This is a genomic window from Streptomyces fagopyri (genome assembly GCF_009498275.1).
Taxonomy (GTDB): Bacteria; Actinomycetota; Actinomycetes; order Streptomycetales; family Streptomycetaceae; genus Streptomyces; species Streptomyces fagopyri.
On record NZ_CP045643.1, the window covers coordinates 2,527,073 to 2,550,032 of the forward strand.

General features: G+C 72.7%; 19 protein-coding genes and 2 pseudogenes. 16 read left to right on the plus strand and 5 right to left on the minus strand.

Annotated features, from left to right (window positions below):
• Positions 1–124 precede the first annotated feature (124 nt).
• Positions 125–1,630, plus strand: coding sequence for a hypothetical protein (locus GFH48_RS10755; RefSeq protein ID WP_153288047.1), 1,506 nt, complete (start codon positions 125–127; stop codon positions 1,628–1,630).
• A 49-nt stretch (positions 1,631–1,679) separates the two neighbouring features.
• On the opposite strand, the gene GFH48_RS10760 is transcribed toward GFH48_RS10755, so the two are convergent.
• Positions 1,680–4,181, minus strand: coding sequence for a terpene synthase family protein (locus GFH48_RS10760; protein WP_228120512.1), 2,502 nt, complete (start codon positions 4,179–4,181; stop codon positions 1,680–1,682).
• Positions 4,182–4,432: 251 nt separating this feature from the next.
• Here GFH48_RS10760 and GFH48_RS39070 point away from each other — a divergent pair, with 251 nt between their 5' ends.
• Positions 4,433–4,813: a hypothetical protein gene (locus GFH48_RS39070; RefSeq protein WP_228120514.1), complete on the plus strand. Its 381-nt coding sequence runs from the start codon at positions 4,433–4,435 to the stop codon at positions 4,811–4,813.
• Positions 4,810–6,081, plus strand: coding sequence for a cytochrome P450 (locus tag GFH48_RS10770; protein ID WP_153288048.1), 1,272 nt, complete (start codon positions 4,810–4,812; stop codon positions 6,079–6,081). Before GFH48_RS39070 ends, GFH48_RS10770 begins: the two co-directional genes overlap by 4 nt.
• Positions 6,082–6,085: 4 nt before the next feature.
• Here GFH48_RS10770 and GFH48_RS10775 read toward each other — a convergent pair whose 3' ends face one another.
• A complete protein-coding gene (locus GFH48_RS10775; protein ID WP_153288049.1) occupies positions 6,086–7,279 on the minus strand; it encodes a damage-control phosphatase ARMT1 family protein in 1,194 nt (397 codons plus the stop codon).
• 464 nt (positions 7,280–7,743) lie between these two features.
• On the opposite strand from GFH48_RS10775, the gene GFH48_RS10780 reads away from it, so the two are divergent.
• Positions 7,744–8,688 (plus strand): lytic polysaccharide monooxygenase auxiliary activity family 9 protein, encoded by a 945-nt coding sequence (locus GFH48_RS10780; RefSeq protein ID WP_153288050.1) that lies wholly within the window; start codon positions 7,744–7,746, stop codon positions 8,686–8,688.
• 19 nt (positions 8,689–8,707) lie between these two features.
• Here the strand turns inward: GFH48_RS10780 and GFH48_RS10785 are convergent, their stop codons facing one another.
• Entirely contained in the window at positions 8,708–9,358 is a 651-nt protein-coding gene (locus tag GFH48_RS10785; protein ID WP_153288051.1) for a Tat pathway signal sequence domain protein, read from the minus strand.
• A 652-nt stretch (positions 9,359–10,010) separates the two neighbouring features.
• Between GFH48_RS10785 and GFH48_RS10790 the strand changes: the two genes are divergently transcribed.
• The 5 genes and pseudogenes from GFH48_RS10790 (at position 10,011) to GFH48_RS10810 (ending at position 13,225) form a co-directional block, all read left to right on the plus strand.
• On the plus strand, positions 10,011–10,670 hold the full coding sequence (locus GFH48_RS10790; RefSeq protein WP_153288052.1) for a DUF6230 family protein: 660 nt from the start codon (positions 10,011–10,013) through the stop codon (positions 10,668–10,670).
• Positions 10,670–11,089, plus strand: a complete 420-nt coding sequence (locus tag GFH48_RS10795; protein WP_194280549.1) for a DUF6114 domain-containing protein — start codon at positions 10,670–10,672, stop codon at positions 11,087–11,089. Before GFH48_RS10790 ends, GFH48_RS10795 begins: the two co-directional genes overlap by 1 nt.
• Positions 11,090–11,535: 446 nt before the next feature.
• Positions 11,536–11,598, plus strand: a pseudogene (locus GFH48_RS40105) (hypothetical protein); the annotation flags it as partial.
• Between the two features lie 180 nt (positions 11,599–11,778).
• A pseudogene (locus tag GFH48_RS39080) lies at positions 11,779–12,143 on the plus strand (ATP-binding protein); the annotation flags it as partial.
• Positions 12,144–12,163: 20 nt separating this feature from the next.
• Positions 12,164–13,225 (plus strand): alpha/beta fold hydrolase, encoded by a 1,062-nt coding sequence (locus GFH48_RS10810; protein ID WP_153288054.1) that lies wholly within the window; start codon positions 12,164–12,166, stop codon positions 13,223–13,225.
• Between the two features lie 438 nt (positions 13,226–13,663).
• On the opposite strand, the gene GFH48_RS10815 is transcribed toward GFH48_RS10810, so the two are convergent.
• Positions 13,664–13,843 carry a hypothetical protein gene (locus GFH48_RS10815; RefSeq protein ID WP_194280550.1) on the minus strand — a complete coding sequence of 60 codons (180 nt, stop codon included), beginning with the start codon at positions 13,841–13,843 and terminating at the stop codon, positions 13,664–13,666.
• 270 nt (positions 13,844–14,113) lie between these two features.
• Between GFH48_RS10815 and GFH48_RS10820 the strand changes: the two genes are divergently transcribed.
• The 5 genes from GFH48_RS10820 (at position 14,114) to GFH48_RS10840 (ending at position 19,343) form a co-directional block, all read left to right on the plus strand.
• On the plus strand, positions 14,114–15,112 hold the full coding sequence (locus GFH48_RS10820; protein ID WP_153288056.1) for a substrate-binding domain-containing protein: 999 nt from the start codon (positions 14,114–14,116) through the stop codon (positions 15,110–15,112).
• A gap of 177 nt (positions 15,113–15,289) precedes the next feature.
• Positions 15,290–17,896, plus strand: a complete 2,607-nt coding sequence (locus GFH48_RS10825) for a sensor histidine kinase (RefSeq protein WP_153288057.1) — start codon at positions 15,290–15,292, stop codon at positions 17,894–17,896.
• Positions 17,897–17,907: 11 nt separating this feature from the next.
• A complete protein-coding gene (locus GFH48_RS10830) occupies positions 17,908–18,336 on the plus strand; it encodes a roadblock/LC7 domain-containing protein (RefSeq protein ID WP_153288058.1) in 429 nt (142 codons plus the stop codon).
• 1 nt (position 18,337) lies between these two features.
• The gene (locus tag GFH48_RS10835; RefSeq protein ID WP_153288059.1) at positions 18,338–18,694 is read left to right on the plus strand and encodes a DUF742 domain-containing protein; all 357 of its coding nucleotides are present in this window, start codon (positions 18,338–18,340) and stop codon (positions 18,692–18,694) included.
• Positions 18,681–19,343 (plus strand): GTP-binding protein, encoded by a 663-nt coding sequence (locus GFH48_RS10840; protein WP_153288060.1) that lies wholly within the window; start codon positions 18,681–18,683, stop codon positions 19,341–19,343. Before GFH48_RS10835 ends, GFH48_RS10840 begins: the two co-directional genes overlap by 14 nt.
• 9 nt (positions 19,344–19,352) lie before the next feature.
• On the opposite strand, the gene GFH48_RS10845 is transcribed toward GFH48_RS10840, so the two are convergent.
• Positions 19,353–19,910 carry a cysteine hydrolase family protein gene (locus tag GFH48_RS10845; protein WP_153288061.1) on the minus strand — a complete coding sequence of 186 codons (558 nt, stop codon included), beginning with the start codon at positions 19,908–19,910 and terminating at the stop codon, positions 19,353–19,355.
• A 216-nt stretch (positions 19,911–20,126) separates the two neighbouring features.
• Between GFH48_RS10845 and GFH48_RS10850 the strand changes: the two genes are divergently transcribed.
• Both GFH48_RS10850 and GFH48_RS10855 read left to right on the plus strand, forming a co-directional pair.
• Positions 20,127–20,777 (plus strand): nucleotidyl cyclase domain-containing protein, encoded by a 651-nt coding sequence (locus GFH48_RS10850; protein ID WP_153288062.1) that lies wholly within the window; start codon positions 20,127–20,129, stop codon positions 20,775–20,777.
• On the plus strand, positions 20,771–22,960 hold the full coding sequence (locus tag GFH48_RS10855; RefSeq protein ID WP_153288063.1) for a CHAT domain-containing protein: 2,190 nt from the start codon (positions 20,771–20,773) through the stop codon (positions 22,958–22,960). The genes GFH48_RS10850 and GFH48_RS10855 overlap by 7 nt, the downstream gene beginning before the upstream one ends.

Below are 22,960 nucleotides of genomic sequence, written 5' to 3' on the forward strand. Positions count from 1 at the left end.
TGCGGACCGCCCCCCGGCTGTTGCTACCCCGCGCCCCGGCGCACGACGATTCACGAACGAGTGAGACTGACACCCGTGTGCGAGCGAAGTCCCGTTGTCGGTGGCGGCTGTTACGTTCGGTGACATGACCGATCACGCTCTGCGTCTGCTGCGGGAGAACCCCCGCCTGGCCGGACTGGCCGCGTTCCCCTTCGGCTTCGACCTCGGCCGGGCCGAGCACGCCGAGGCCGTGCGGCTCGCCTCCGGCGGTCCGCTGGAGCCGATAGCGGGCGACGACACGGGAGGCACGTACTTCGTGTGCGGGGACGGCTCCGTGCTGTACGCGGACTCCGAGGGTTCGGCCGGAGTCATCGGCGACAGCGTGGACGAGGCGCTGGAGGTGCTGGTCGGTCTGCCCGGCTGGCACGACCACCTGGGGCTCGCGCCGGCCGACGGGGAGGAGCGCGTCCTCGCGGCGGTCGCCCGGACGGAGGGGGAGATCCGGGAGTACCGCGCGATCGACGACGAGCGGACCGAACTGCGCGCCGGACTCGGCCTGCCCGAGCGTTCCCCGACCCGGCTCGTCGGCCTGCTGCACGCCGCCCTGCTCCGGACGGAGCCCGACTTCCTGCTGCTCGACGCCGAGGAGGGCGGCGCCCACGACCTCCTGGACCCGCACCCCCGTCCGGCGCTGTGGGAGACGGTCCTCGCGCGGGGCCGCGCCGATCTGGCGCTGCTGCGGGCGGGCGCCGCGTGGGACGAGGTGGCCGGGGACCGGACGCGGCGCGCGCTCGCGTTGCGTGCCGCCCAGTTCGACCGGCGCGAGGGTGATCTGCCGCTGCTGCGGCACCTGTTGCGTCACGAGGCCGAGGCGTCCATGACCGACGAACTGCGTCTCGCCGCCGTCCTGGTGGGCCTGCGCGGTCTCCCCGAGGATCTGCCGCTGCTGCTGGAGGTGCGGGAGTCGGACTTCGACACCTGGTGCGGACTGGGAGGCATGCCCGAGCCGGGCGCGGAACCGGCCGAACTGCTCAGGTGGGCGCGCGATCTGGACGACTCGTTCTTCGGCGCCGATCCGGCGGACGAGCCGCTGTTCACCTGGACCGGCCTCGCCCGCGACCAGGGCCTGGCCGAACTCGCCCGCGCCGCGCTGATCCGCGCGCTGGACGACATCGACCTGCGTGCGTACGCCGCCGAGCGCGACGGCGGAACCCCGGACCGCCTCCTCGCGGGGCGACTGGGTTCCCTCGTCCACGAGTTCGAGCAGTTGGGGGACACCTTCCAGGCCCTGCGCGCCCAGCGTCTGTGCCTGCCGCTGCGGACCACGGCCCGCGACCGTGTCTCGGCGCTCCTTGGACTCGCCCGGCTGGAGCGGGAGGAGGGCCGTTTCGGTCAGGCCGCCGACACGCTGGCGGCACTGCGCGACACCCTGGCGGACCCCGCCGACGACACGACGGCGCGGTGGCGGGACACCAACCTGGGCGTGTACGTCGTCCAGGAGCACCACGCGCTCGCCCGCGCCGCCGCCGAAGCCGCCGGCGACGACGCGTCACTCACGAAGGAGGTCCGGGAGGTCACCGCGGCCGCCGCGGAGCTGTTCACGAGCCTCTCCGCGGCGGGCAGGGCGTCCGCCGGGCGGAGCCGCGCCTAGCGCCGCGGCAGGGGACGATCGCCCCGTCGCGGCACCAGGCGACCGGGCGTCACCTCGGCCACGGCACCGTCGGCGCGGACGGTGCCTTCCAGGCCCCCACCCGGTCGGTCGACTCGATGGGATCAAGCGATTCCGGAGACGCGGGCGAGGCGGGCGACGCTTCGGGACCCGGGGACAGGGTGAACTCGGCGGCCGCTCCCGTGCCCTTCGGAAGCCTGAACTCCCCCGCTCCCCCGATGCCCCCGGCTCCCACCCCGGCGGGCAGACGGATCGCGGGCGCGGTCTCCGTCTCCACCGCCGGCGCCGGTACCGGCGCCGACACCAGGTGAGCGGACGGGACGAAGGGGGCGGGGAGAGCGGAAGGAACGGTGAGGACCGGCGCGGGGCCGTGGCCCGGACCGCCGAACGGAACCCCGGGTACCAGGTCCGGCACGAAGCCGTGGGAGCGGCGGGCGAGGTCCTCGGCGCCGTAACGGCGGCATTCCTGGTGCCACTTGAGGATTCCGGCCAACCAGTTCCGCAGCTCCCCGACATAGCCCTCCATGATCTCGCGCACCTCCTCCGAGAGCTTGAAGTCCTCGTACAGGATGGGGAGTTCATGGGCGGCGACGTGCTGGAACTGCTGCATGCGCTGGGTCATCAGGTCGTGGACGACACCGAGCGCGGTCGGGTAGTCGCAGCCGAAGAAGTTCTGGACGACGAGGATGCCGTTGTGGATCTCGCCCTCGTACTCGATCTCCTTCTGGTACGAGAAGACGTCGTTCAGGAGCATCGCGTAGTCCATCGCCGCGTTCTCCAGCGACCGGACGGGGCCACTGCGGTAGACCTCCGGCGGGACCTTCCGGCCGTGGCTCAGGCGGCACAGGCTCATGGTGAGCTCCGAGCCGAAGGTGGCCCGGCGCATCTCCAGGTAGTCGACCGGATCGGGGATGCGGTGCTGGATCTGGTTGGACAGTTCCCACACCCAGCTCTCCGTCATCACGTCGATCGCGGACCGGAACTGCCGCCGCTCGTCGGTGTTCATGCCGGCGGCGGTGCGCTGCCAGAGGTCGATGAGGCCGCGTTCCATGCCGTTGGCGGGGACGGGGACCTCCTCACCGTCCACGGGCATGCAGGCCGACAGACGCGCGGTGACCAGTTTGGCCGTGGCCAGGTCGCGGCGGTTGCCGAAGACGAGCGGATAGTAGTCGTCCCCGTACGTCCCCCAGGCCAGCCACTGCGAGCTGATGTCGAGGGCGTCCGCGGTGGCGTCCGGATGGATGCCGGCCGCGCACAGCGGAAGGTCGTACGCGTCCAGCTTGTCCTCGTCCCAGACGCCCTCCTGGAGCATGCCCATGGCGTACATCCAGTCGGTGAGGCGGTGCCGGGCCCCGTCGAGGTGGGGGCTGAGCGTCACCTCGAACGGCATGAGGAAATCGGGCAGTCGCGACGGGCCGACCTTCTGGAACGGGACATGGGTGTACGCGCGCAGCCGCTCCGCCCCGGCGGCGGAGAGCAGGGCGCCGACGTCCAGCGCGGAGGTGCCGAGCACACCGCCTCCGAACGGCCGGTCCTCCTCCAGGGCGCCTTCGTTCATGTACCGGCTGGAGCGCATGTGCCACTCGTGGCCGCCCGACTGCCAGTCCTGGAGCCCCTGGGTGTACGCGGCGACCGCGGCGACCTGGTCCGGGGTGAGTCCGTTCTCCACGGCGAGCGCCGGGACCTCGGTCAGGGCCGTGTGCTCGAACTGGTGGAGGCGCGAGGTGAGGATGTCGTTGACGGTCTCGGCGGCCTGCTGGGTGGTACAGCCGAAGAAGGTCTCCAGGACGAGGACGCCGTTGCTGAGTTCGCCCTCCTCCTCGACCTCCCGCTGGTAGGAGAACAGGTCGTTGCGCAGGTGCACGCCGTCCGAGAACGTCTCCATCAGCACCCGCAGCGGCCTCGACCCGGCCACCGGGGCGGGCACTTCGGCGGTCGCGTACTCGACGAGCCCGGCCGACCAGGGGGCTCCGCCCACCTTGCGGCGCATCTCGATGTACTCGACGGGGTTGGAGACCCGCCCCTCGTTGATGTTGGACAGCTCCCACATCGACTCGTTCAGCAGGTGCTCGGTGGAGACGGCGAAGCGCTCGCGCCATCCGAGCGACATCGAGGGCACGGTGCGTGCCCACAGGTCGGCCAGCCCCGCCTCGACCGGGTTCTGCGGCTCCGGCACGGGGGCGGAGAGGTCCAGGGGCATGAACAGGGGCAGCCGGTCCAGGTAGGCCTTGCCGCCCTGGCGGTCCTGGGTGCGTTTGAAGGTCTCCAGGAAGTGGTCGTCGAAGAAGAAGACCCACACGTACCAGTCGGTGATGAGCGAGAGGGCCGGGCCGTCGCAGTCGGGGTGTGTGTACGCGCACAGCAGGCCGTAGTCGTGCGCGTCGAGGTCGGACTGTTCCCAGATGCCGGAACCCTCCAGCATGCCCATCCCCCGGGCCCATTCGACCGTATGGGCGCGTGCCTCGTCGAGGTGCGGGTTCAGCCGCGCGGGATACGGCATGTAGAAGTGCGGGAGTTCGAACGGCTGCGTCATGGCCGGGCCCTACCCAGGGCCCTCCGGGCACATCCACCCAACGGGACATGATCACACCATCGCGTGAATCCCTACGAAATGGCCCGTCCGGTCCCGTCGAACCCCTTCGAACCCCGTCGGGTCCCGCCCGGTCCCATCCGGTCTCATCCGGTCTCATCCGGTCTCATCCGGTCCCGTCATGTCAGGCCGGGCCGGGCCGGACCGCCTTGGGCACTCTTGCCGACCCGTGCGCCGGAGGTCAGCGTGGACGCATGACCTCCTTCGTACTCCCCCATGAAGTGCACGGCGACGGCGCCCACCGGGTGACCGCCGTGCACGGCTGGTCCGCGTGCGCGGCCGTGCCGGCCGGCCCCGACCGCGCCGCGTTCCCGTACACGCTCGCCGGCCCGCGCGGCCCCGGGGGGACGAGGGACACGGCCGGCGCGCCGGCCCCCGCGCTGTTGGCGGCCCCGCCGCGGGAGACCCGGACGCGGGAGACCCGGACGCGCTGGTACCCGGGCGCGGAACTCCGTGAACCGGCCCGGACCAGGTACCGCGCGACGGTCGCGAGCCCGCTCCACCCGGCCCGCGTGATGGAGCCGTTCCCGCGCACCGAGGAAGCGGACACCGCCAGGGCCGGGAGCGAGGCATGAGCGTACGGGACACCGCGCCGCCCGTCCCCGACGTCTTCGACCCCCGGCAGTACGCCGACGGGGTCCCGTACGCCGCCTACCGCACGCTGCGCGACCACCACCCCGTGGCCTGGCAGGACGAAACCGAGGTGCTCGGCTGGCCCGCCGGAACCGGGTTCTGGGCCGTGACCCGGCACGCGGACGTCGTCCGGGTGCTCAAGGACGCGGCGACGTACTCCTCGCGTCTCGGAGCGACCCAGATCCGGGACCCCGACCCGGACGACCTGCCGTTCATCCGCCGGATGATGCTCAATCAGGATCCCCCGGACCACGGCCGGCTGAGACGTCTGGTCAGTCGCGCCTTCACGCCCCGCCGGATCGAACACTTCACCTCGGTCGTCCGCGGACGGGCCCGCTCCCTGCTCGAAGGCGCGGTCCGCGAGGCCCGCGCGGGTGACGGACGGTGCGACCTCGTCGCCTCCGTCACCGACGACTACGCCCTGCTCAACCTCACGGACCTGCTCGGCGTACCGGAGTGCGACCGCGGCCTGCTGCTGCACTGGACGCGTCGCGTGATCGGCTACCAGGACCCCGACGAGGCGGGCGATCCCGTCCTCGACGCGCACGGCAGGCCCGTCGATCCGCGCTCCCCGGCCCTGCTGCGGGACATGTTCGCCTACGCGCACCGGCTGGCCCTCCACAAGAGGACCCATCCGGGCGACGACGTGATGACCACGCTCGCCAACGACCCCGAACTCGCCCCCGAGGAACTGGAGATGTTCTTCTTCCTGCTGACGATCGCGGGCAACGACACCGTGCGCGGTGCGGCCCCGGGCGGGCTACTGACGCTCGCCCGGCACCCGGACGCGTACGCCGCCCTGCGCGCCGGGAGGGTCGGATTCGACACGGCCGTCGACGAGTTGCTGCGCCTGCACCCACCCGTCCTCACCTTCCGCCGTACCGCCGCCGTCGACACCGAGCTGGCGGGACGGCGCATCCGCGCGGGCGACAAGGTGGTCGTCTTCCACGCCTCGGCCAACCACGACGAGCGCGTCTTCACCGACCCGCACCGGGTCGACCTGGCCCGCTCCCCCAACCCTCACGTCTCCTTCGGCGACGGGCCGCACGTCTGCCTCGGCGCGCACTTCGCGCGGCTGCAACTCCGCGTGCTCTACGAGGAGTCGTCACGCGCCCTGCCGTCACTGACCACGGCCGGAGCCCCGCGCCGTCTCCTCTCGAACTTCATCAACGGCCTCAAGTCCCTTCCCGTGCGGGTGGGCCGAGCCTGACGTCTCAGCGCCTGACCTGGATCAGCGCATGGGTGCCGCCGGTGCGCCAGCGCTGGTCCCGGTCCGCGACGAGCGCGGTCTCGGTGCGGGGGTCGAGGCCGACGACCACGTCGGACTTGAGCGTGCGCAGAGCGGCCACCGGGCCGGGGAAGTAAGCGGTCGTGCCGGCGAACGGGGTGGTGGCCGGATAGTGCCGGTCACCGACGAGGCGGCGGTAGTTCAGGTCGCCCTTCATGATCGTGACGTCGGCCCCGGCGAACTCCCGGCGCAGGTCGTCCGGCATGTCGGCGTAGGGAAGGGGCGCGCAGGAGAAGGGGTGCGCCCGGACCGTGAGGCGGCCGTCGGTCATCGCCGACCACAGGCGGTGGCCCGACGCCCCGGCCGCCCCGGTCGCGGCCGTGAGGCGGCGCAGGGCGTCGACCACGTCGGCGGTCGTGGCGTCGGAGACGTAGTAGGGGTACGGCTTCACGTGCAGGACGGCCCGCTCGACGCGACGACCGCTCAGCAGGTGGTCGATGAGCAGCAGATCGGGGATGAGTTCCCGGCCGGAGTTGTCGGCGACCAGACAGAGGGTGCCGCCGGCGAACAGGGACCGCAGCGCCTCGCCCTCGTCCACCACCAGTGGGGAGTCGGTGGCCGTCCCGTCACCCCCGGCCCCGAGCCGGAAGCCGAGGTCCGCGCGGTTGCCCCACAGCGAGCCCAGCAGGAGCGCCTCCTCCCGGTCCGCCGCGGGCCGCTCGGCGAGCTCGTCGAGCGCGACGAGTTCCGCTTCCGCCTCCGGGGTGTCGAGCTCGGCGAGCTTGAACGGCCGGAAGGGGTCGACACCCTGCCAGGGGCCGGGCACGAAGTAGCCGACGGCGTCGAGGAGCCGACGGTAGAAGTAGCTCTCCGACCAGAGGAAGGGCACGTCGAACCAGGACCGGCCGAAGTGCTCCGAGCCGCCCCAGACCTCCCACCGCTCGCGGTCCGCCGCCCCCGCGTCGAGCGGTTCGAGGACGCCCTCCGCGGAGTTCTTCAGCAGGGCGTCGAGCGCGCGCTGCCGATCGGGGCCGTACGGGAAGGCGTCCCGCACCTTCCGGATGAGTGCCGGATGCCGTTCGGCCAGCACGCTCCGCGGGAACGAGCCCGGTACGTCGCCGAGGATCACGGGCGCGTCGGCGCGAGCGGGGGGTTCGGCGGAATCGGCGGGCTCAGGCATGCGGCTCACCGTACCGGCTGGGTCCTCGGTACCCGCCGAGCCGGCAGCGGGCCGCGGCGGCGCGTCGAGGTCCGGCCCGGCATGGTCCCCGCACGTCCGCGCCCCGACCCGGCGATGCTTCCCACACGTCCGCGCCCGGCACCGCGATGGGGTCCCCGCACGTCCGCGCCCGGCCCCGCGAAGGTCCCCGCGCGCCGGGGTGTCCACTTCCCCGATTCCCCGATTCCCCGACTCCGCGTCACACCCCCGTACCCCGGATCCGGACGTCCGGCGGCCCGCACCGCCCACCGGATCCGGCCACACGGTCGCGCCCTCGCCTCCCGGATCTGAACACACGGCCGTGCGCACCCGTACTCCACCGTGCGGTGCGGCCCTTCGGCCGTTCCGTGTCGCAGCCCTGTGACCGTCGCCGCGAGTCGCGGTACGGCCCCACCCGCATCCCAGCCGTCGAGGAGACCCACCGGATGACCGCACACCGCACCGCCACCGCGGCCGCAGTCGCCGCGGCGGCCCCGCTGCTCCTGCTGACGTGGGCCGCGGGACCGGCCCAGGCGCACGGAGCGCCGACGGATCCGGTCAGCCGGGTGGTGGCCTGCTCCCCCGAGGGCGGCGGCGACAACCGCACCGCGGCCTGCCGGGCGGCGATCGCGGCGAACGGCGCGCCCTTCACCGCGTGGGACAACCTCCGGGTCGCCGGCGTCAACGGCAGGGACCGGCAGGTGATCCCCGACGGCAAGCTGTGCAGCGGGAACCTGCCCGCCTACAAGGGTCTCGACCTCGCCCGCGCCGACTGGCCCTCGACCCGGATGACACCGGGAGCGGCCTTCACCCTGTCCTACAGTTCGACGATTCCGCACACGGGAACCTTCAAGCTGTATCTGAGCAAGCCCGGTTACGACCCGTCCAAACCCCTGACCTGGTCCGACCTGCCGGCGAAGCCGTTCGCCACGGCCACCGACCCGGCGCTGGTGAAGGGCGCGTACCGGATCAGGGCCACGCTGCCGTCCGACCGCACCGGCCGTCAGATGCTGTACACGATCTGGCAGAACACGAGCACGACGGACACGTACTACTCGTGCTCGGACGTGGTCTTCCCCGCCGCGGCCCGCGGCACGGGAAGTGGTGGGGGCAGGGCGGCGACCACGGCACCGGTGGCGCGGACGACCGCATCCGCCACCGCGGCCGGGAAGGCCACGAGTCCGGCGAAGTCCCCCGCCGGAGCGTCGCCGACGCCCTCGCGGCCGGCCACACCGTCCGCGTCGCAGGTGTCCGCGCCCGACCACCTCGCTCCGGCCGCCGACAACTCGTCCGGAGGCAGTGGCTCGCTCCCCCTCGTCGCGGGGGCGGGGGGAGCGGCGGCCCTCCTGCTCACCGCGGGCGTCGCGCTCACGCTGCGACGCCGGCGGTGACCGGTGGTCCGGTGGCCGGTCAGTTGACGGTGACCACCGGGCTGCCCGACTGGGTGGTGTCGGTGACGGGGGCGTACTTGGCGGTGAAGTAGCCGTTGCCGAAGCACAGGGACGAGCCCGATGCCTTCGCGAACTGCTGGTTGGTGAAGGTGATGCTGTTGTCGGAGTTGCTCGCCGTGCCGGTCAGGCTGGGCGCCTGGTAGACGCAGGTGATGCTGCCGAGAAGAGTGCGCAGCACGACGGTGGTCTGGATGGTCGAGCCGGCCGCCGGGGTGACGGTGACCGTGCCGTCGGAGGCGACCGTGGTGGTGTACGGGAGGTTGTTGACCGTGACGCCGGTGACACCGAGCACACCGATGACGTTGCTGGTGCAACTCCCGAAGGTGTGGCCGGTGAGCGACTCGGTGGCGGCGCCGGGGGCCGTCGGGTTGTCGGTGGCCGTGGCGGTGAAGGCCGAGGCGGCACAGGAGACGCCGCTCGTGCCGGTGCTGCTGGAGTAGAGGGTGGCCTTGGTGCCGCTCGCGAGCGAGGCGGTCAGCACATCGCCGCTCGCGACGGCGGCGCCGCCCGCGGTGAGCACCGGGGTGTCGTCGGCGGAGGCGGGGGAGATCGCGGAGACCGAGAGGGCCGCGGCGACACCGACGAGGGCGAACAGGGATCGCGTACGCATGGGGGTGCCTCTTTCTGATCTGACGGGGGTGCGGGGCCTGGTTGCAGACGGAGGTGCGGTCCCGGGCCCACCGGGGAGGCGTGGTCCTGGCCGTCCCGGTGGACGCGGAGCTGGAGACCACTGCCGGCCCGTGACGCCTTCTCCGTACGCGACGGACCGGCAGTGGCGAGGGGCTACCGGGCACGACCCCGAGGGGGGAGGCGGCCGTGTCGGTGCCGTGGGGGGTGACGACGGTGACGAGGATGCGCACGGGACGTCCAAAGGTGTCACGCACGCCCCGCCGCAGGGGGCGGGGCCGGGAGGGTGACATGCGCCGTGCTGACGGACCCGGCGCCACGGATCCATCGGAAACAAGGCTGAGTTGTAGACCTGATGGATGCTCAACGTCAAGGCGCAGTACGGAAGTTGGAGGTCAGCGGGTCATCACGGGGAAGCCGTGCACACAGATGCCACACAATCGACATCCGCTTGCCACAAGTCCCTTGACCCGCGCATGTAACCCCCGGTAACTTCCGGGAAGGCTACTGCTGCGTAACGAGAAAGCCCTTGCGATCGCCGGGAGTCGCGAGGAGGCGTACGCCGCAGCCCTGTCCGCGCCAGGACACGTGCCGCTCAAGCCGCACCTGCGTTGACTATGTCCAGGGAGCAGAACATGGCCTCGTCCTCGGACGCCACGGCGTCCACCGGTCCCACCCCCGTGAACCCCGAAAGCGGTTCCGACAGGCGCGGGCGGGTCCGCCTGCGCCGCGCCGCGGTGATGGCGGTGCCCGCCACCGCGATCGCCGCGGGACTGATGATCCTCACCGCCCAGGGCGCCCTGGGCGTGCAGTTCGCGATCTCCGGGATGCCGTTCGTCGTGACGGCCACGGAGCTGAACGGCACCGGCTTCGAGCAGTTCGGGAACCTCGACAACATGGCCGAGGACAGCCCGAACGCCGGCGACACCGGCGGCCAGGTCCTGGTCGTCACCTCCGCCATCAAGAACGCGACGCTCACCAAGCTGTGCCAGAGCGTCGACCTGGGCGGCACCAACCTGGTCATCACCGCGGGCGGCGGCGCCGACAAGGTGCAGGCGACGAACCTGACCACCGACTCGACCGAGCTGTCGGGCGACGCGTCCTTCGGGAACATCGAGATCGGCAACGACGCGAGCACGCTCGACAAGGCCGGCGTCCAGGGGAACAAGGGCGTCTTCAGCCAGCAGGCCGACACCGTCCACATCGGCAACCTCCGGCAGACCAACTACGCCACCACCGCTGCCGTGTTCAAGCTCCCGGGCCTCAAGCTCCGCTTCAGCGGCACGGGTTGCTGATGACCCGGCCCCGGAATCCGAGGTCGGACTTCCGGCGGTGGCGCGCCCGCCGCCCCTTCTGGGGCGGGCTGCTGCTCACCCTGGGAGGGGCGGAGATCCTCCTGACCGAGAAGGCGTCCCTCAAGGTCGTCATGCACATCGGCATGCAGGGCGTGGCGGGCTATCTGCTGCCGACGGTCATGCTCGTGTGCGGTCTGCTGATCCTCTTCAACCCGGCGCAGCGCCTGTTCTACTCACTGCTCGGCATCCTCCTCTCGCTCGGCACCTGGCTCACCTCCAACCTCGGCGGCTTCTTCCTCGGCCTGCTCCTCGGGGCGGTCGGCAGTTGCATGGCCTTCGGCTGGCTTCCCGACCAGGAGCCGCGCCGGCGTCTGCTGCGCGGGCGCCGGCAACGGCACACGACCGCGACGAAGGCGTAGCCCGGGGCCCGGAAGGGGCCGGCGGCAGAGCCCGCCCCGGCCGGGTCCAAGGCGGCGGAAGGCCGGGGCGGGGGGTCCGGCAGGGACAGGGGCCTCCGGCAGGAATACGGGGCACATCCAGGGATACGGGGTACACCCTCCACGGCGCCGGCACGTGGCCGTGGGACGGTGCATCCCGTGGGCCGGTGCATCAGGCGCGATGACGCATCACGCGGGATGACGCGTCACGCGGGACGGCACGCCGCCGCGAGAGGGTGCGTCCTCGCGAGAGCGCGCCGTCCCCGGGGGAAGCCTTTCGGGGGCCCGGGCGCACCCGGAGCGCCCCCCGGGACCGCCCGGCGCCCGCTCCAACCTCTGGGTTGATGCGGCCGCCCGATCACCGCATCCTTGTACATATGGTGATATCGCCGAGCGATGCGGGGCGCGCGGCCGCAAGGGGCGACGCCATGGCGGTGGTCGACGCCCACGGCATCGTCAGGGGCTGGAGCGAGGGCGCCCGCCTGCTGACCGGCTACGCAGCCGCGGAGATCACCGGACGTCCGGTGTCGGCCCTGGTGGACGGGGACGCCGCCGCGGCCTGGCGGATCCTGCGCACGAGCTGCGGCGCGATCGTATCCGTACGGCACTGGGACGGGCGCCGGAGCGAACTGGCCCTGCGCGTCTGCCCGCCCCGTGCTCGCCCTGGAGCGGCCGTGTGGGACCTGCCCGCCGATCCGGCGGCGGTCGCCGGCGCCCGGCAGTGCGCGACCGAGCGGCCGGCCCGCTGGGGACTCGACGAGATCGCCTGTGTGACGGAACTGGTCGTCAGCGCACTGGTCACCAACACTATCCGCTACGGCGGCGCGCCGATCCAGCTCCGGCTCATCCGTGACCGCGCCCTGATCTGCGAGGTCACCGACACCAGCAGCACCTCTCCTCATCTGCGCAGAGCCCGCACCTACGACGAGGGCGGTCGCGGCCTGCTCCTCGTCGCCCAGCTCACCGACCGCTGGGCACCCGCACGACTTCCGCCGGGAAGACGATCTGGGCCGAGCAGACGCTGCCGGTCCCCTGACCGCGACGGGAAGGTCTCGGATGGTCGACAGACGGAACTTCGGCAAGATCGTGGGAGCGGGCGCGGCCGGCGCGTCGCTCATCGGGTGGCCCGGCACCGGCGCCGCCGCGGACGGGGCGGCGGGGGATCCCACGGCGACGCCCGCGCCCTCGCCGGCACCGCCGCCGGGGCACGCGTCCTTCGGCCCGCTCCGGCGGATCGACGCCGGTGAGCTGAGCATCGGCTACGCGGAGGCCGGCCCCGTCCACGGCCCCCCGGTCGTCCTGCTGCACGGCTGGCCCTACGACATCCACAGCTTCGTCGAGGTCGCGCCGCTGCTGGCGGCACGCGGCCACCGGGTGATCGTCCCGTACCTGCGCGGCCACGGCACCACGCGTTTCCGCTCCGCCCACACCTTCCGCAACGCCCAGCAGTCGGTGGTCGCGCTCGACATCGTCGCGCTGATGGACGCGCTCAAGATCGAGAAGGCGGTGCTGGCCGGTTTCGACTGGGGAGCGCGGACGGCCGACATCATCGCCGTGCTCCGGCCCGAGCGGTGCAAGGCCCTGGTCTCCGTGGGCGGGTATCTGATCACCGACCGCGAGCGCAACAAGCTGCCGTTGCCGCCGAGGGCCGAGTGGGCGTGGTGGTACCAGTTCTACTTCGCCACGGAGCGGGGACGGCTCGGCCTCCAGGAGCACCGGGCCGACCTGGCACGCCTGGTCTGGACGTTCAACTCCCCGACGTGGCACTACGACGACGCCACGTTCGACCGGACGGCGAAGGCCTTCGACAACCCGGACTACGTCGCGATCGTGATCCACAACTACCGCTGGCGGCTCGGCCTGGCGCAGGGCGACCCGCGCTACGACCGGCTGGAGCGACAGCTCGCCGCGGGGCCCGCCGTCGCGGTGCCCACCGTCACCCTCGACGGGCGGAAGGACCCCTTCACCCCGGCCGGCGACGGATCGTCGTACCGCGACCGGTTCTCGGGGCCGTACGCGCACAGGAGCCTGGCGGACGCCGGTCACAACGTGCCGCAGGAAGCGCCGGAGGCCTTCGCGAGGGCGGTCGTCGAAGCGGACGGCCTCGCCGGAGGCTGACCGCGCCCACGGCGTCGCCACGCGACGGTCCCACCCGGCCCGTGCCGTGTCTCACGGGGCCCTGTGGGGTCCTACGGGGGTGCGGGGTGCGGGGGTGGGCAGGCCACCGCCTCGGGCTCGTCCGGACGACGATGCCCGCAGTGGCGTCCGCCGGCGCGGCACCGCGGACCGCGGAACTCCTGGGCGGACCGGCGGCCCGGAACGCACACGCGGCCCGGAGCCGACCGGCGGCCCGGAACCCACACACGTGGCCCGGAGCCGACCGGCGGCCCGGAACGACCGCGCGCCCCGGTGCCGATCAGCGGCCCGGGGCGCGCCGACGCCCTGGCGTACCCAGCGCGTCCAGGACCACTCAGCCGCCACGGCGCCCGTCGGCCCCGTACGGGACGTCGCTCGGGGCCGACGGGCGACACCGCGCCGTTGCATCGCGCCGTGGCCTCACAGGCACGTGCGGACGAGCCACTCGTCCTCGTTGTACGCGTCCCTCGCCGGGTCCGGCACCGTGGCCGGCCGTTCCTCGACCGTGTCCTCCAGGCGGATCCGCTCCGGAAGCGCGCCGAACCGGACCCGCCGGACCGCCGCCTCGGCCGCGCCCGGCCGCTGCTTCTCACCCGTCATCCCGAACCTCCCCGTCATGAACGTTTCGGCCGATCCTCACACGCTGCCCGTCACCTGTCAAGGGGGTGACGTTGAGGAGTCCGGCAAGGCCTGGACTCGACCGTGCGCACTCCCCGCTCATGACCGCTCACTTGACGGCCGCGCGTCACACACGATTGGCTCCGGCCCAACGAAAGTCCGACAGCCCGTGCGCAACAGCCCGATGGTCGCGCCGACTTCACTCCCCCCCCCGTCCTTCTGCTGGGCCGCACAGCGAGGTGCCGCACTCCGATGAACACGTCCCCCACACCTCACCACTCCCCCAGATCCACGTACGGCACGGTCCTCGTCGTCGGCGCCCTGTTCCTGGCCGGCTGCTCCGGCGGACCGGACGCGAGCGCCGGAGCGGCGGAGAAGGCGGGCTCCGGCCACATGAAGGTCGCCCTGATCACCCACGGCGCCGACGGGGACGCCTTCTGGGAAATGGTGCGGAAGGGCGCGCAGGCGGCGGCCGCCAAGGACGACATCGACCTCACCTACGCGAGCGACTCCGACTCCGCGGGCCAGGCGAGCCTGGTGCGGGACGCGGTCCGTGACCGCGTCGACGGCATCGCGGTGACCCTGGCCAAACCGGAGGCGATGAAGGGCGCCGTCACGGCGGCCAAGGCCGCGGGCATACCGGTGGTCGGCCTCAACTCCGGTATCGACGCCTGGCGGTCCGAGGGCCTGCTGGAGTACTTCGGCCAGGACGAGAGCGTCGCGGGCCGGGCGCTCGGCGACAAGCTGGACGAGCTCGAGGCCAAGCACGCCCTCTGCGTCATCCACGAGCAGGGCAACGTCGCCCTGGAAGCGCGCTGCGCCGGTGTGAAGAAGGCGTTCGCCGGCGACACCGACCTGCTCTACGTCGACGGCACCGACATGAAGGCGGTCACCGCCTCCGTCGCGACCAGACTGCGTCAGGACCCGAGCATCGACGAAGTCGTCATGATGGGCGCGCAGTTCGCCCTCGGTGCGGTGAAGTCCGTCAAGCAGACGGGCAGCAGGGCCGCGGTCGCCACCTTCGACCTCAACAGCAGCCTGGTGAAGGCGGTGCAGAGCGGGGACGTGCAGTTCGCGGTGGACCAACAGCCCTATCTCCAGGGCTATCTCGCGGTGGACTCGCTCTGGCTCTACCGGTCCAACGGCAACTTCAGCGGCGGCGGAACGGCACCCGTGCTCACCGGACCGGCGTTCGTCACCAAGGAGAACGTCGCCTCGGTCGCGAAGTTCGCCGCCGACGGGACCCGTTGAACCCGTCCCGCCGCTCGCCCGCCGCACCACGGGCCCCAAGGTTTTCGGACACTCACGGTGCGTACGGGCACTTGTACGGATAGCATCCTGCGCACCCCCAGTGCCGTACCGGACACGTGGTCATCCACCGCCCGTCCGCCGAACCGCTCCCCCCTCGCTGATCGCACTAGGACGACGATGTCTCCACGGACAGGTGCCCGGCGCCGTCTCGGCTCCATACGTCTCTCCCTGATCCTGCTGGCGCTGGTGCCCAGCGTCACCCTCGCCGCCATGTGGGGTGTGACGACCACTCAGATCTTCTCGGAGGGGCTGCGGCTGCGGTCACAGACCGAACTGAGCAGGTCCACCGGCGCCATGGGCACGGACGCGACGCTCGCGCTGCAGCAGGAGCGCAGTCTGTCGGCGGCGTGGCTGGCCTCGCCGCACGGCTCGCGGACCGCGCTGGACCAGCAGCGCGGAAGGACGGACCAGGCCGTCGCGAAACTGGTGCGCCGCTCGGACGACATCAAGAACGCGCCCGCCCGGATCGGGGACCGGCTGTACTCGGTCCTGGCGTCGGTGGGAAGCCTGGAGTACTACCGGGGACAGGTGGACCACCCCACCGACATCACCGCCCAGCAGGCGCTGGACCAGTACACCGCGATCATCGACGGCCAGATCCAGGCTTTCCAGGAGCTCTCCCAGGTCGACGACGGCGACCTCACCTCGCAGGCCGGACCGCTGATCACGCTGGGGAGCGGCGCGGAGCTGGTCGCCCAGGAGGACGCCGAACTCGCGCTGGCCTGGCCGTCGGGGAAACTCGACGAGAAGGCGTGGACCCGGTTCGCGCAACTCGTCGACGTACGGCGCTGGGTGTTCCGGCGCCAGGTCCTCTCCTCGCTGGACGGCGCCGTGAAGGCGCGGGTCGAAGGGATGCTGCAGAGCGAGGACTGGAAGACGCTGGAGGCCGTCGAGGACCAGGTGATCGCGGCCCGGACGACACACGGCGCCGTGGCCCGGACGGTCGGACTGCCGGACGCGGGCCGGCGCTGGAACGCCGCGCTCACCAGGATCTCCGGCCAGTACTCGGACCTGATCCGGCAACAGACCGCGGCGTTGCTGGACCGCAGCGCCGACAAGGCGGACGGACTGCTGGTCAAGGCGGCCGCGCTGAGCGCCGGCGGGCTCGTCGCCCTGCTGCTGTGCGTCGTGATGTCGTGGCGCATCACGCGCTCCCTCTCCCGGCGGCTGCGCGGTCTGCGACTGGCCACGCTCAGTCTCGCCGAGGAGCGACTGCCCGACGTGGTCTCCCGGCTGGACCGGGGCGAGAAGGTGGACGTGGATCTCGCCACCCCGCCCCTGGACTACGGCGGCGACGAACTCGGACAGGTGGCACAGGCCTTCAACACCGCGCAGCGCACGGCGGTGCACACCGCGGTGGAACTCGCCGACACCAGACGCGGGTTCCAGAAGGTGATCCTGGGCATCGCCCGGCAGAGCCAGAACCTCGTCAACCTGCAACTCAGCAAGCTCGACGCGCTGGAACGCGAGCACCAGGACCCGCGGATTCTCAAGGGTCTCTACGAACTCGACTCCACGGCAAGCCAGTTGCGGCGCTACGAGGAGAACCTCGTCATCATCAGCGGCGAGCAGCCCCGGCGTAGCTGGACCGAACCGGTCGCGCTGATCGACATCCTGCGCAGCGCCGTCGGTGAGGTCGCCCAGTACCAGCGGGTGGAGGTGCACGCCGACGACGAGGTGTATCTCACCCCGCCCGCGGTGGCGGACGTCATCCATCTGCTGGCCGAGCTCATCGACAACGCCACCGCCTACTCCCCCGCGCCCAGCCCGGTGGGTGTGCGGGCCGCGATGGTGGCCAAGGGGCTGGCGGTGGAGATCGAGGACCGGGGTCTTGGCCTGTCCGAGGAGGACTACGCGTCGTTCAACTCCCAGTTGACGGTGGCTCCGCAGTTCGACGTGGTGGCACTCGCCGACGACCTGCGGCTCGGCATGTTCGTGATCGCCCGGCTCGCCACCCGGCACGGCATCGCCGTCACGCTGCGGTCGTCGCCGTACGGCGGGACCACCGCGATCGTGCTGATCCCGCACGAGATCGTGGTGCGCGGGACACCGGGGCCGTCCGCTCGGGACACGGACACGGACGCCGAGTCTCCGGCGGACGCCGGCGTACCCGAACCGGCGACGGCCGCGACGGGCCCCGGCACCGCTCCCGCCGAGGGCCGGCCGTCGCACGAGCGCACGGGAGTGGCGCGGCCCGCCGCCCGGACCCGTACGGCCGACCCGGCCGCCTCCCGGGCCGGCGGCACCGGCGCCGGACCGGCCGCGCCCGCCGTCCGGCGGGACGGACTCACCCCGCTGCCGCGCCGGGTGCCGCAGACCAGCCTGGCCACCGAGCTGCGGGACGACACCGGGCCGGCCGGCAGCGGCGACCACGACGCCGACGGCTTCACCGACTTCACCGACTTCACCGCGGAGCGGGCGGCCTCCTCACTCGCCGGCTTCCAGCGCGGCACACTCCGGGCCCGCGACACCGACGACGAGGCGGCGGACGGCCGAGGCGAACCGAGCGCACCGGGCGGCCCGGACGAACCGAACGGACGGGAGGAGGAGGGGGACGCGCCCGAAGGGCCGGATGGCCCGGTCCCCGTCGCGGCCCTCTCCCGGACCCCACCCGCGGACCGCTCGCCGACCCCGCTCCCGGACCGCTCGTCGACCCCACCCGCGAGCCACTCGCCGGACCCGCCCTCGCACCGCTCGCCGACTCCGCCCGCAGACCGCTCCTGAAGGACTGAGAGATGACACGCCCCAGCCCCGCCACACACAGCCAGCTCGACCAGCTGCTCACCGGACTGGTGGAACGGGTGGCCGACGTGAACCACGCCGTCGTGCTGTCCGAGGACGGACTGGTCGTCAGCAAGTCCACGGCGTTCGTCCGCGACGACGCCGAGCGGCTGGCGGCGACCGCGTCGGGGCTGATGAGCCTGAGCAGGGGGGTCAGCATGGACTTCCGCGGCGGACCCGTACGGCAGGCGCTCATCGAGATGCGTGACAGCTATCTGATCCTCACCGCCGCGGGACCCGGTGCCCATCTCGCCGTGCTCACCAACAAGGGCGCGGACGTCGGCGTGGTGGCCTACCAGATGAACATGCTGGTGAAGAAGATCGGCGAGCACCTCAGGGCAGCGCCCCGTGCGGGCGGCGCCGTCGCCGACGACGGCGAGTGAGGTGACCGAGGGCGACGCGGCCGGCCGTCTGGTACGGCCGTTCACACTGACCGGAGGCCGAACCCGGCCCAGCCGCGCCGACTTCACCCTCATCACGTCGGTGACCGCGGTGGATCCGCCGCCCGAGGGGCCCGCCCGGTCGCAGCCCGAGCACCAGCGCATCGTGCGGCTGTGCGCGCGGCCGGTCGTGGTGGCCGAACTCGCCGCCCAGCTCGACCTTCCGGTGAGCGTCGTCGTCATCCTGCTCTGCGATCTGCTGGAGGCGGGCCGGATCACGGTCCGGGCGCCGCGTCCCGTCTCCCGCACCCCGGATCTGGACCTGCTGCAGAAAGTGAGGGACGGCCTTGGCCGGCTCTGACCCCGCCACGCGAGGGACCTCAGCCCCCGAAGCACCGCAAGCACCGGAGACACCGGAGACACCGGAGACACCGCAAGCGTCCGAAGGGAACGACGCGCCCGAAGCGGTCAAGATCCTGATCGCCGGAGGATTCGGTGTCGGCAAGACCACCATGGTCGGATCGGTCAGCGAGATCGCCCCGCTGCGCACCGAGGAACCCCTCACCTCCGCCGGTCTGGACGTCGACGACCTCGACGGCATCGAGGAGAAGCGGGCGACCACCGTGGCCCTGGACTTCGGCCGCATCACGCTCAGCCCCGAACTGGTCCTGTATCTCTTCGGAACCCCTGGCCAGCAGCGGTTCTGGTTCATGTGGAACGACCTCGCCGTCGGCGCGCTCGGGGCCGTGGTCCTCATCGACGTGCGCCGGCCCGAGTCCAGCTTCGCCGCCGTCGACTTCTTCGAGCGCCGCGGTATCCCGTTCGTCGTGGGCGTCAACGGCTTCCACGGACGGCACCCGTACACGCCGGAGGAGATCCGGGACGCCCTCGCCCTGCCCGAGCGGACCCCGGTGCTGCTCTGCGACGCGCGGGAGCGCGGGTCGTGCCGGGACGTGCTGATCACCCTGATCGACGAGTTGATCGCGTCCTCCGCACGGGACCGGCGCTAGCGCCCCCGCTCAGTACGCCGCGAACGTCACCTCCGCCGTGTCGACGGTCCCTCCGCGGCGTCCGGGCGCGCTCGACTCGCGCCAGTAGAGATTGGTGTGCGCGATCACCTGGTCCGGGGACGGCGCGCCGTACGCCGTGAGGTCCTCCGTCGTGTGGGCGTCGCCGACCAGCGTCACGTCGTACCCACGCACCAGACCCCCGTGCAGGGTGGCGCGGATGCACGCGTCGGTCTGCGCGCCCGTGACCACGATCCGGCCCACGCCGCGCTCGGCGAGCAGTTCCTCCAGCTCGGTGCTCTCGAAGGAGTCGCCGTAGGTCTTGTGGACGAGGGGCTCCCCGTCCCGCCGGACCAGCTCCGGCACGTACCGCCAACTCTCGCTGTCCCGGACGAGGTTGTCGTCGGAGTGCTGCACCCAGACCACCGGCACGTCCTCCGCGCGGGCCCTGTCGACCAGGGTGTTGATGTTCGCGACCACCTCGTCGCGGCCGTGGGTTCCCGCCATCGCCCCGTTCTGGACGTCGATGACGAGCAGTGCGGTGTGCGGCCGGTCGGGCAGGTTCGTCATGAGAACCTCCTGTCTCTCGTCGTGGATCGCCTGCGGCACCACAGTAGGGCGCCCCACTGACACCGGCCCGGCCGCCGTCCTCCCGGCTCCGGAATCCCACGGCCGACCCGACTCCCCCAACTCCTCTTGGGCCATGTGGCGTTGGGCTACCGTGGCTTGCACCACCGGACCTGGGGGGCAGTGGGGTTGGAAGCGCCGGGGAACCGTCGGGTGTGTGTGGCGTACGACGTGGAGGGGTACAGCGGGCTCGGCCAGGAGGCGCAGTTCGACGTGCAGCGCCGGCTGCGGGCGCTCATCGACGGTGCCTGTGATCGTGCGGGTCTGTCGCCGGGCGAGTACGAGGTGCAGCCGCAGGGGGACGGCGGGCTCGCGCTGCTGCCGACCGGCGGCAAGGTGGACGAGCCGCGCCTGATCGCCGCGTTCCTGCGGACGGTGACGGCCGGACTGGGCGGCGTGAACGGCCTGCGGGACGCCGGAAGCCGGATCAGACTGCGGATGGCCCTGCACGAAGGGGTCGTCTACCGCGCGGACCACGGATATGTGGGCGACGCCGTGGTGGAGTCGTTCCGGATGTGCGACGCGGGCCCGGTCAGGGACGCGCTGCGCCGCAATCCCGCGGCGGACCTGGTTCTCGTGGCGGCCGACCGGCTCTACCAGGACGTGCTGCGTCACGGCCATCACGGCATCCCCGGTGACTCCTTCGTACCGCACCTGCTGCGCGTGAAACTCTTCGAGGCCCACGGCTGGCTCTTCGTGCCGGGCGGCGACAGCGGCCCCGCCCCCGCGCGGGACCGGAGCCAGGACGCCCCCGGCGTGACGCCGGTCGCCGACACGCTCGACGGCGACCGGCCCTACGACCTGTGGTGAGGCCGTACGGACACGGGACGGCGGGGTACGAGGTGTCGTACGCGGTCCTGATCCGGCCGGAGCTGGACGGCACGGCGCTGCCGGAACTCCCGGGCACGCTGATCCTGGGAGAGGTGTTCACCCTGGCCGCCGAGGGTGCGGCCCGTCCCGGGGCGCCGTTCTGGATGGTGGCGGGCGACGGTGACGGGGAGGTCCGGTACACGCCCGGCGCGGTCGGTGTCCGGGTCGGCCCCGAGCACCGGGGCGGTGTGCTGCCGCACTGGATGATGTGGCCGGAGGCGGAGGCGTGGCCCGGACCGGACCCCGTGCCGCGCCTGCTGCTGCCCCGCGAGGCGGACACGGGCACCGCCGGTTTCCGGCTGGACGGCGACCGGGTCACCGGCACCGTGCGCCTGTGGGCGGACCCGAGGGCGGGGTGGCCGCGACCGCGGCGGTACACGGCGACGGTCACCGGGACCCGTACGCCGGCCGGCCCCACGCCGGCGGGCGTCACGGCTTCGCCTCCCGTTCCGGCCGTCCCGGCCGTCGCGCCCCGGGTCACCGCCGAGGACCGTATGGAGCTGCGGTCGCGGGCCCAGTCCCTGGTCCTGGAGCGCCGGTACGCCGAGGCGTGGCCCCTGCTGGCCCGCGCGGCCGCGTCGTACGCGGCGTCCGCGAGCCGCCCGGGCGCCTGGCCGGGAAGGGTCGTGTCCGATCTGACGAGCCTGGCCTTCATGACTCCCTACCAGGCCCTGTGCGCCCTCGAACTCGGCGACTACGACGGTCTGTTGGACTGCCTTCTGGCGGCCGTGGACGTGCGCCGGACGCTGACGGCCGTGTCCTCGGCGTCCGGGTACGGCCCTGGGCACGAGGAGGAGGTGCGCGCCGGTGCCCGGATTCTGCCCGGGTTCGTGGAGGCCTGGCGGTCCCGGCTGGCGGAGGACACCGCGCGGATCGACGCCGTCGACGCGAGCCGTCCGTTCCACGCGGCCCTCACCCTGTACCTCTTCGAGCAGGGTGCCCACGAGGACGCCCTGGTCGCCTCCGAGGCGGGCCGGGCCCGTGCCTTCGCCGACCTGCTCTCCGCGTCCGGTTCACGGTGGCCGTCGCGGGCCGGGGCGTCCGCCGCGCCGCGGCTGACCCGCGCCGCGCTGCGGTCGGTGCTGGCCCGGCACGGCCGTACGGTCGTGGAGTACGCCGTGCACGGCGACCTCCTGCTGATCTGGGTGGCCCGGCCCGACGGCACCCTGCGCGCGCTCGGGCCACTGCCCGCGACGGGACTGGGGGAACTCACGGCGCGCTGGTCCGCTCTCGCGCCCGACGTGGTCGACGACGACTCCGTCCGCGCGCTGGACGAGGTGCTCCGCGGACTCGGCGCGCTCCTGTGGGACCCCGTCCCCCGCTCCTGGCTGCCGTCCGACCCCGACGAGACGGTGACCGTGGTGCCGCACGGGGACCTCCTGCGCGTGCCGTTCCCGGCGCTGCGGACGGCGGACGGACGGTTTCTGGTCGAGCGGCACCCGGTCGCGCTGCTGCCCGCGCTGGGGGTGCTCCCCGCCCTGCACGAGCGGCGTGCGTCCCGGCCGCCGCCGTCGCCACGGCTGCTCGCGCTGGTCGATCCGGCGCCGCTGCCGGACCCGCCCGACGGCGGCGTCCCCTTCGCCCCGCTGACCTGGACACGGCGTCGCTTCCCCGCGATCGCCTCCCTGTATCCGCGGGCCGAGGTGCGCACCGGGGAGGAGGCCGCCGTCACGGCGCTCGGCGGCCACCGTCGGCCGCCCTCCGTCGTGCACTTCGGCACTCACGCGGTGACCCTGGACGACGACGCCCTCGACTCCTTCGTGGCGCTCGCCGCGACCGGCGGGCACGACGGCCGGCTGCGCGCGCGGGACGTCCTGGATCTGCGGGTACCGGGGGATGTCGTCGTGCTGTCCGCGTGCCGGACCGGCGCCGGACGGGTCGGCGCGGACGGCGTGATCGGGCTGTCCCGGTCCTTCCTCGCGGCCGGGCCGACGACGCTCGTCCTCACCCTGTGCGAGGTGGAGGAAGCCGCCGGTTTCGAGATCTCCCACGGGTTGCACCGCCTCCTCGCGGCCGGCGGATGCTCTCCCGCGCTCGCCCTGTGCCGGGTGCAGCGGGAGCTGGCCGCCGAGGGGTACCGGCCGCACGAGTGGTCGCCGTTCCTGCTGTACGGACTGGGGTGA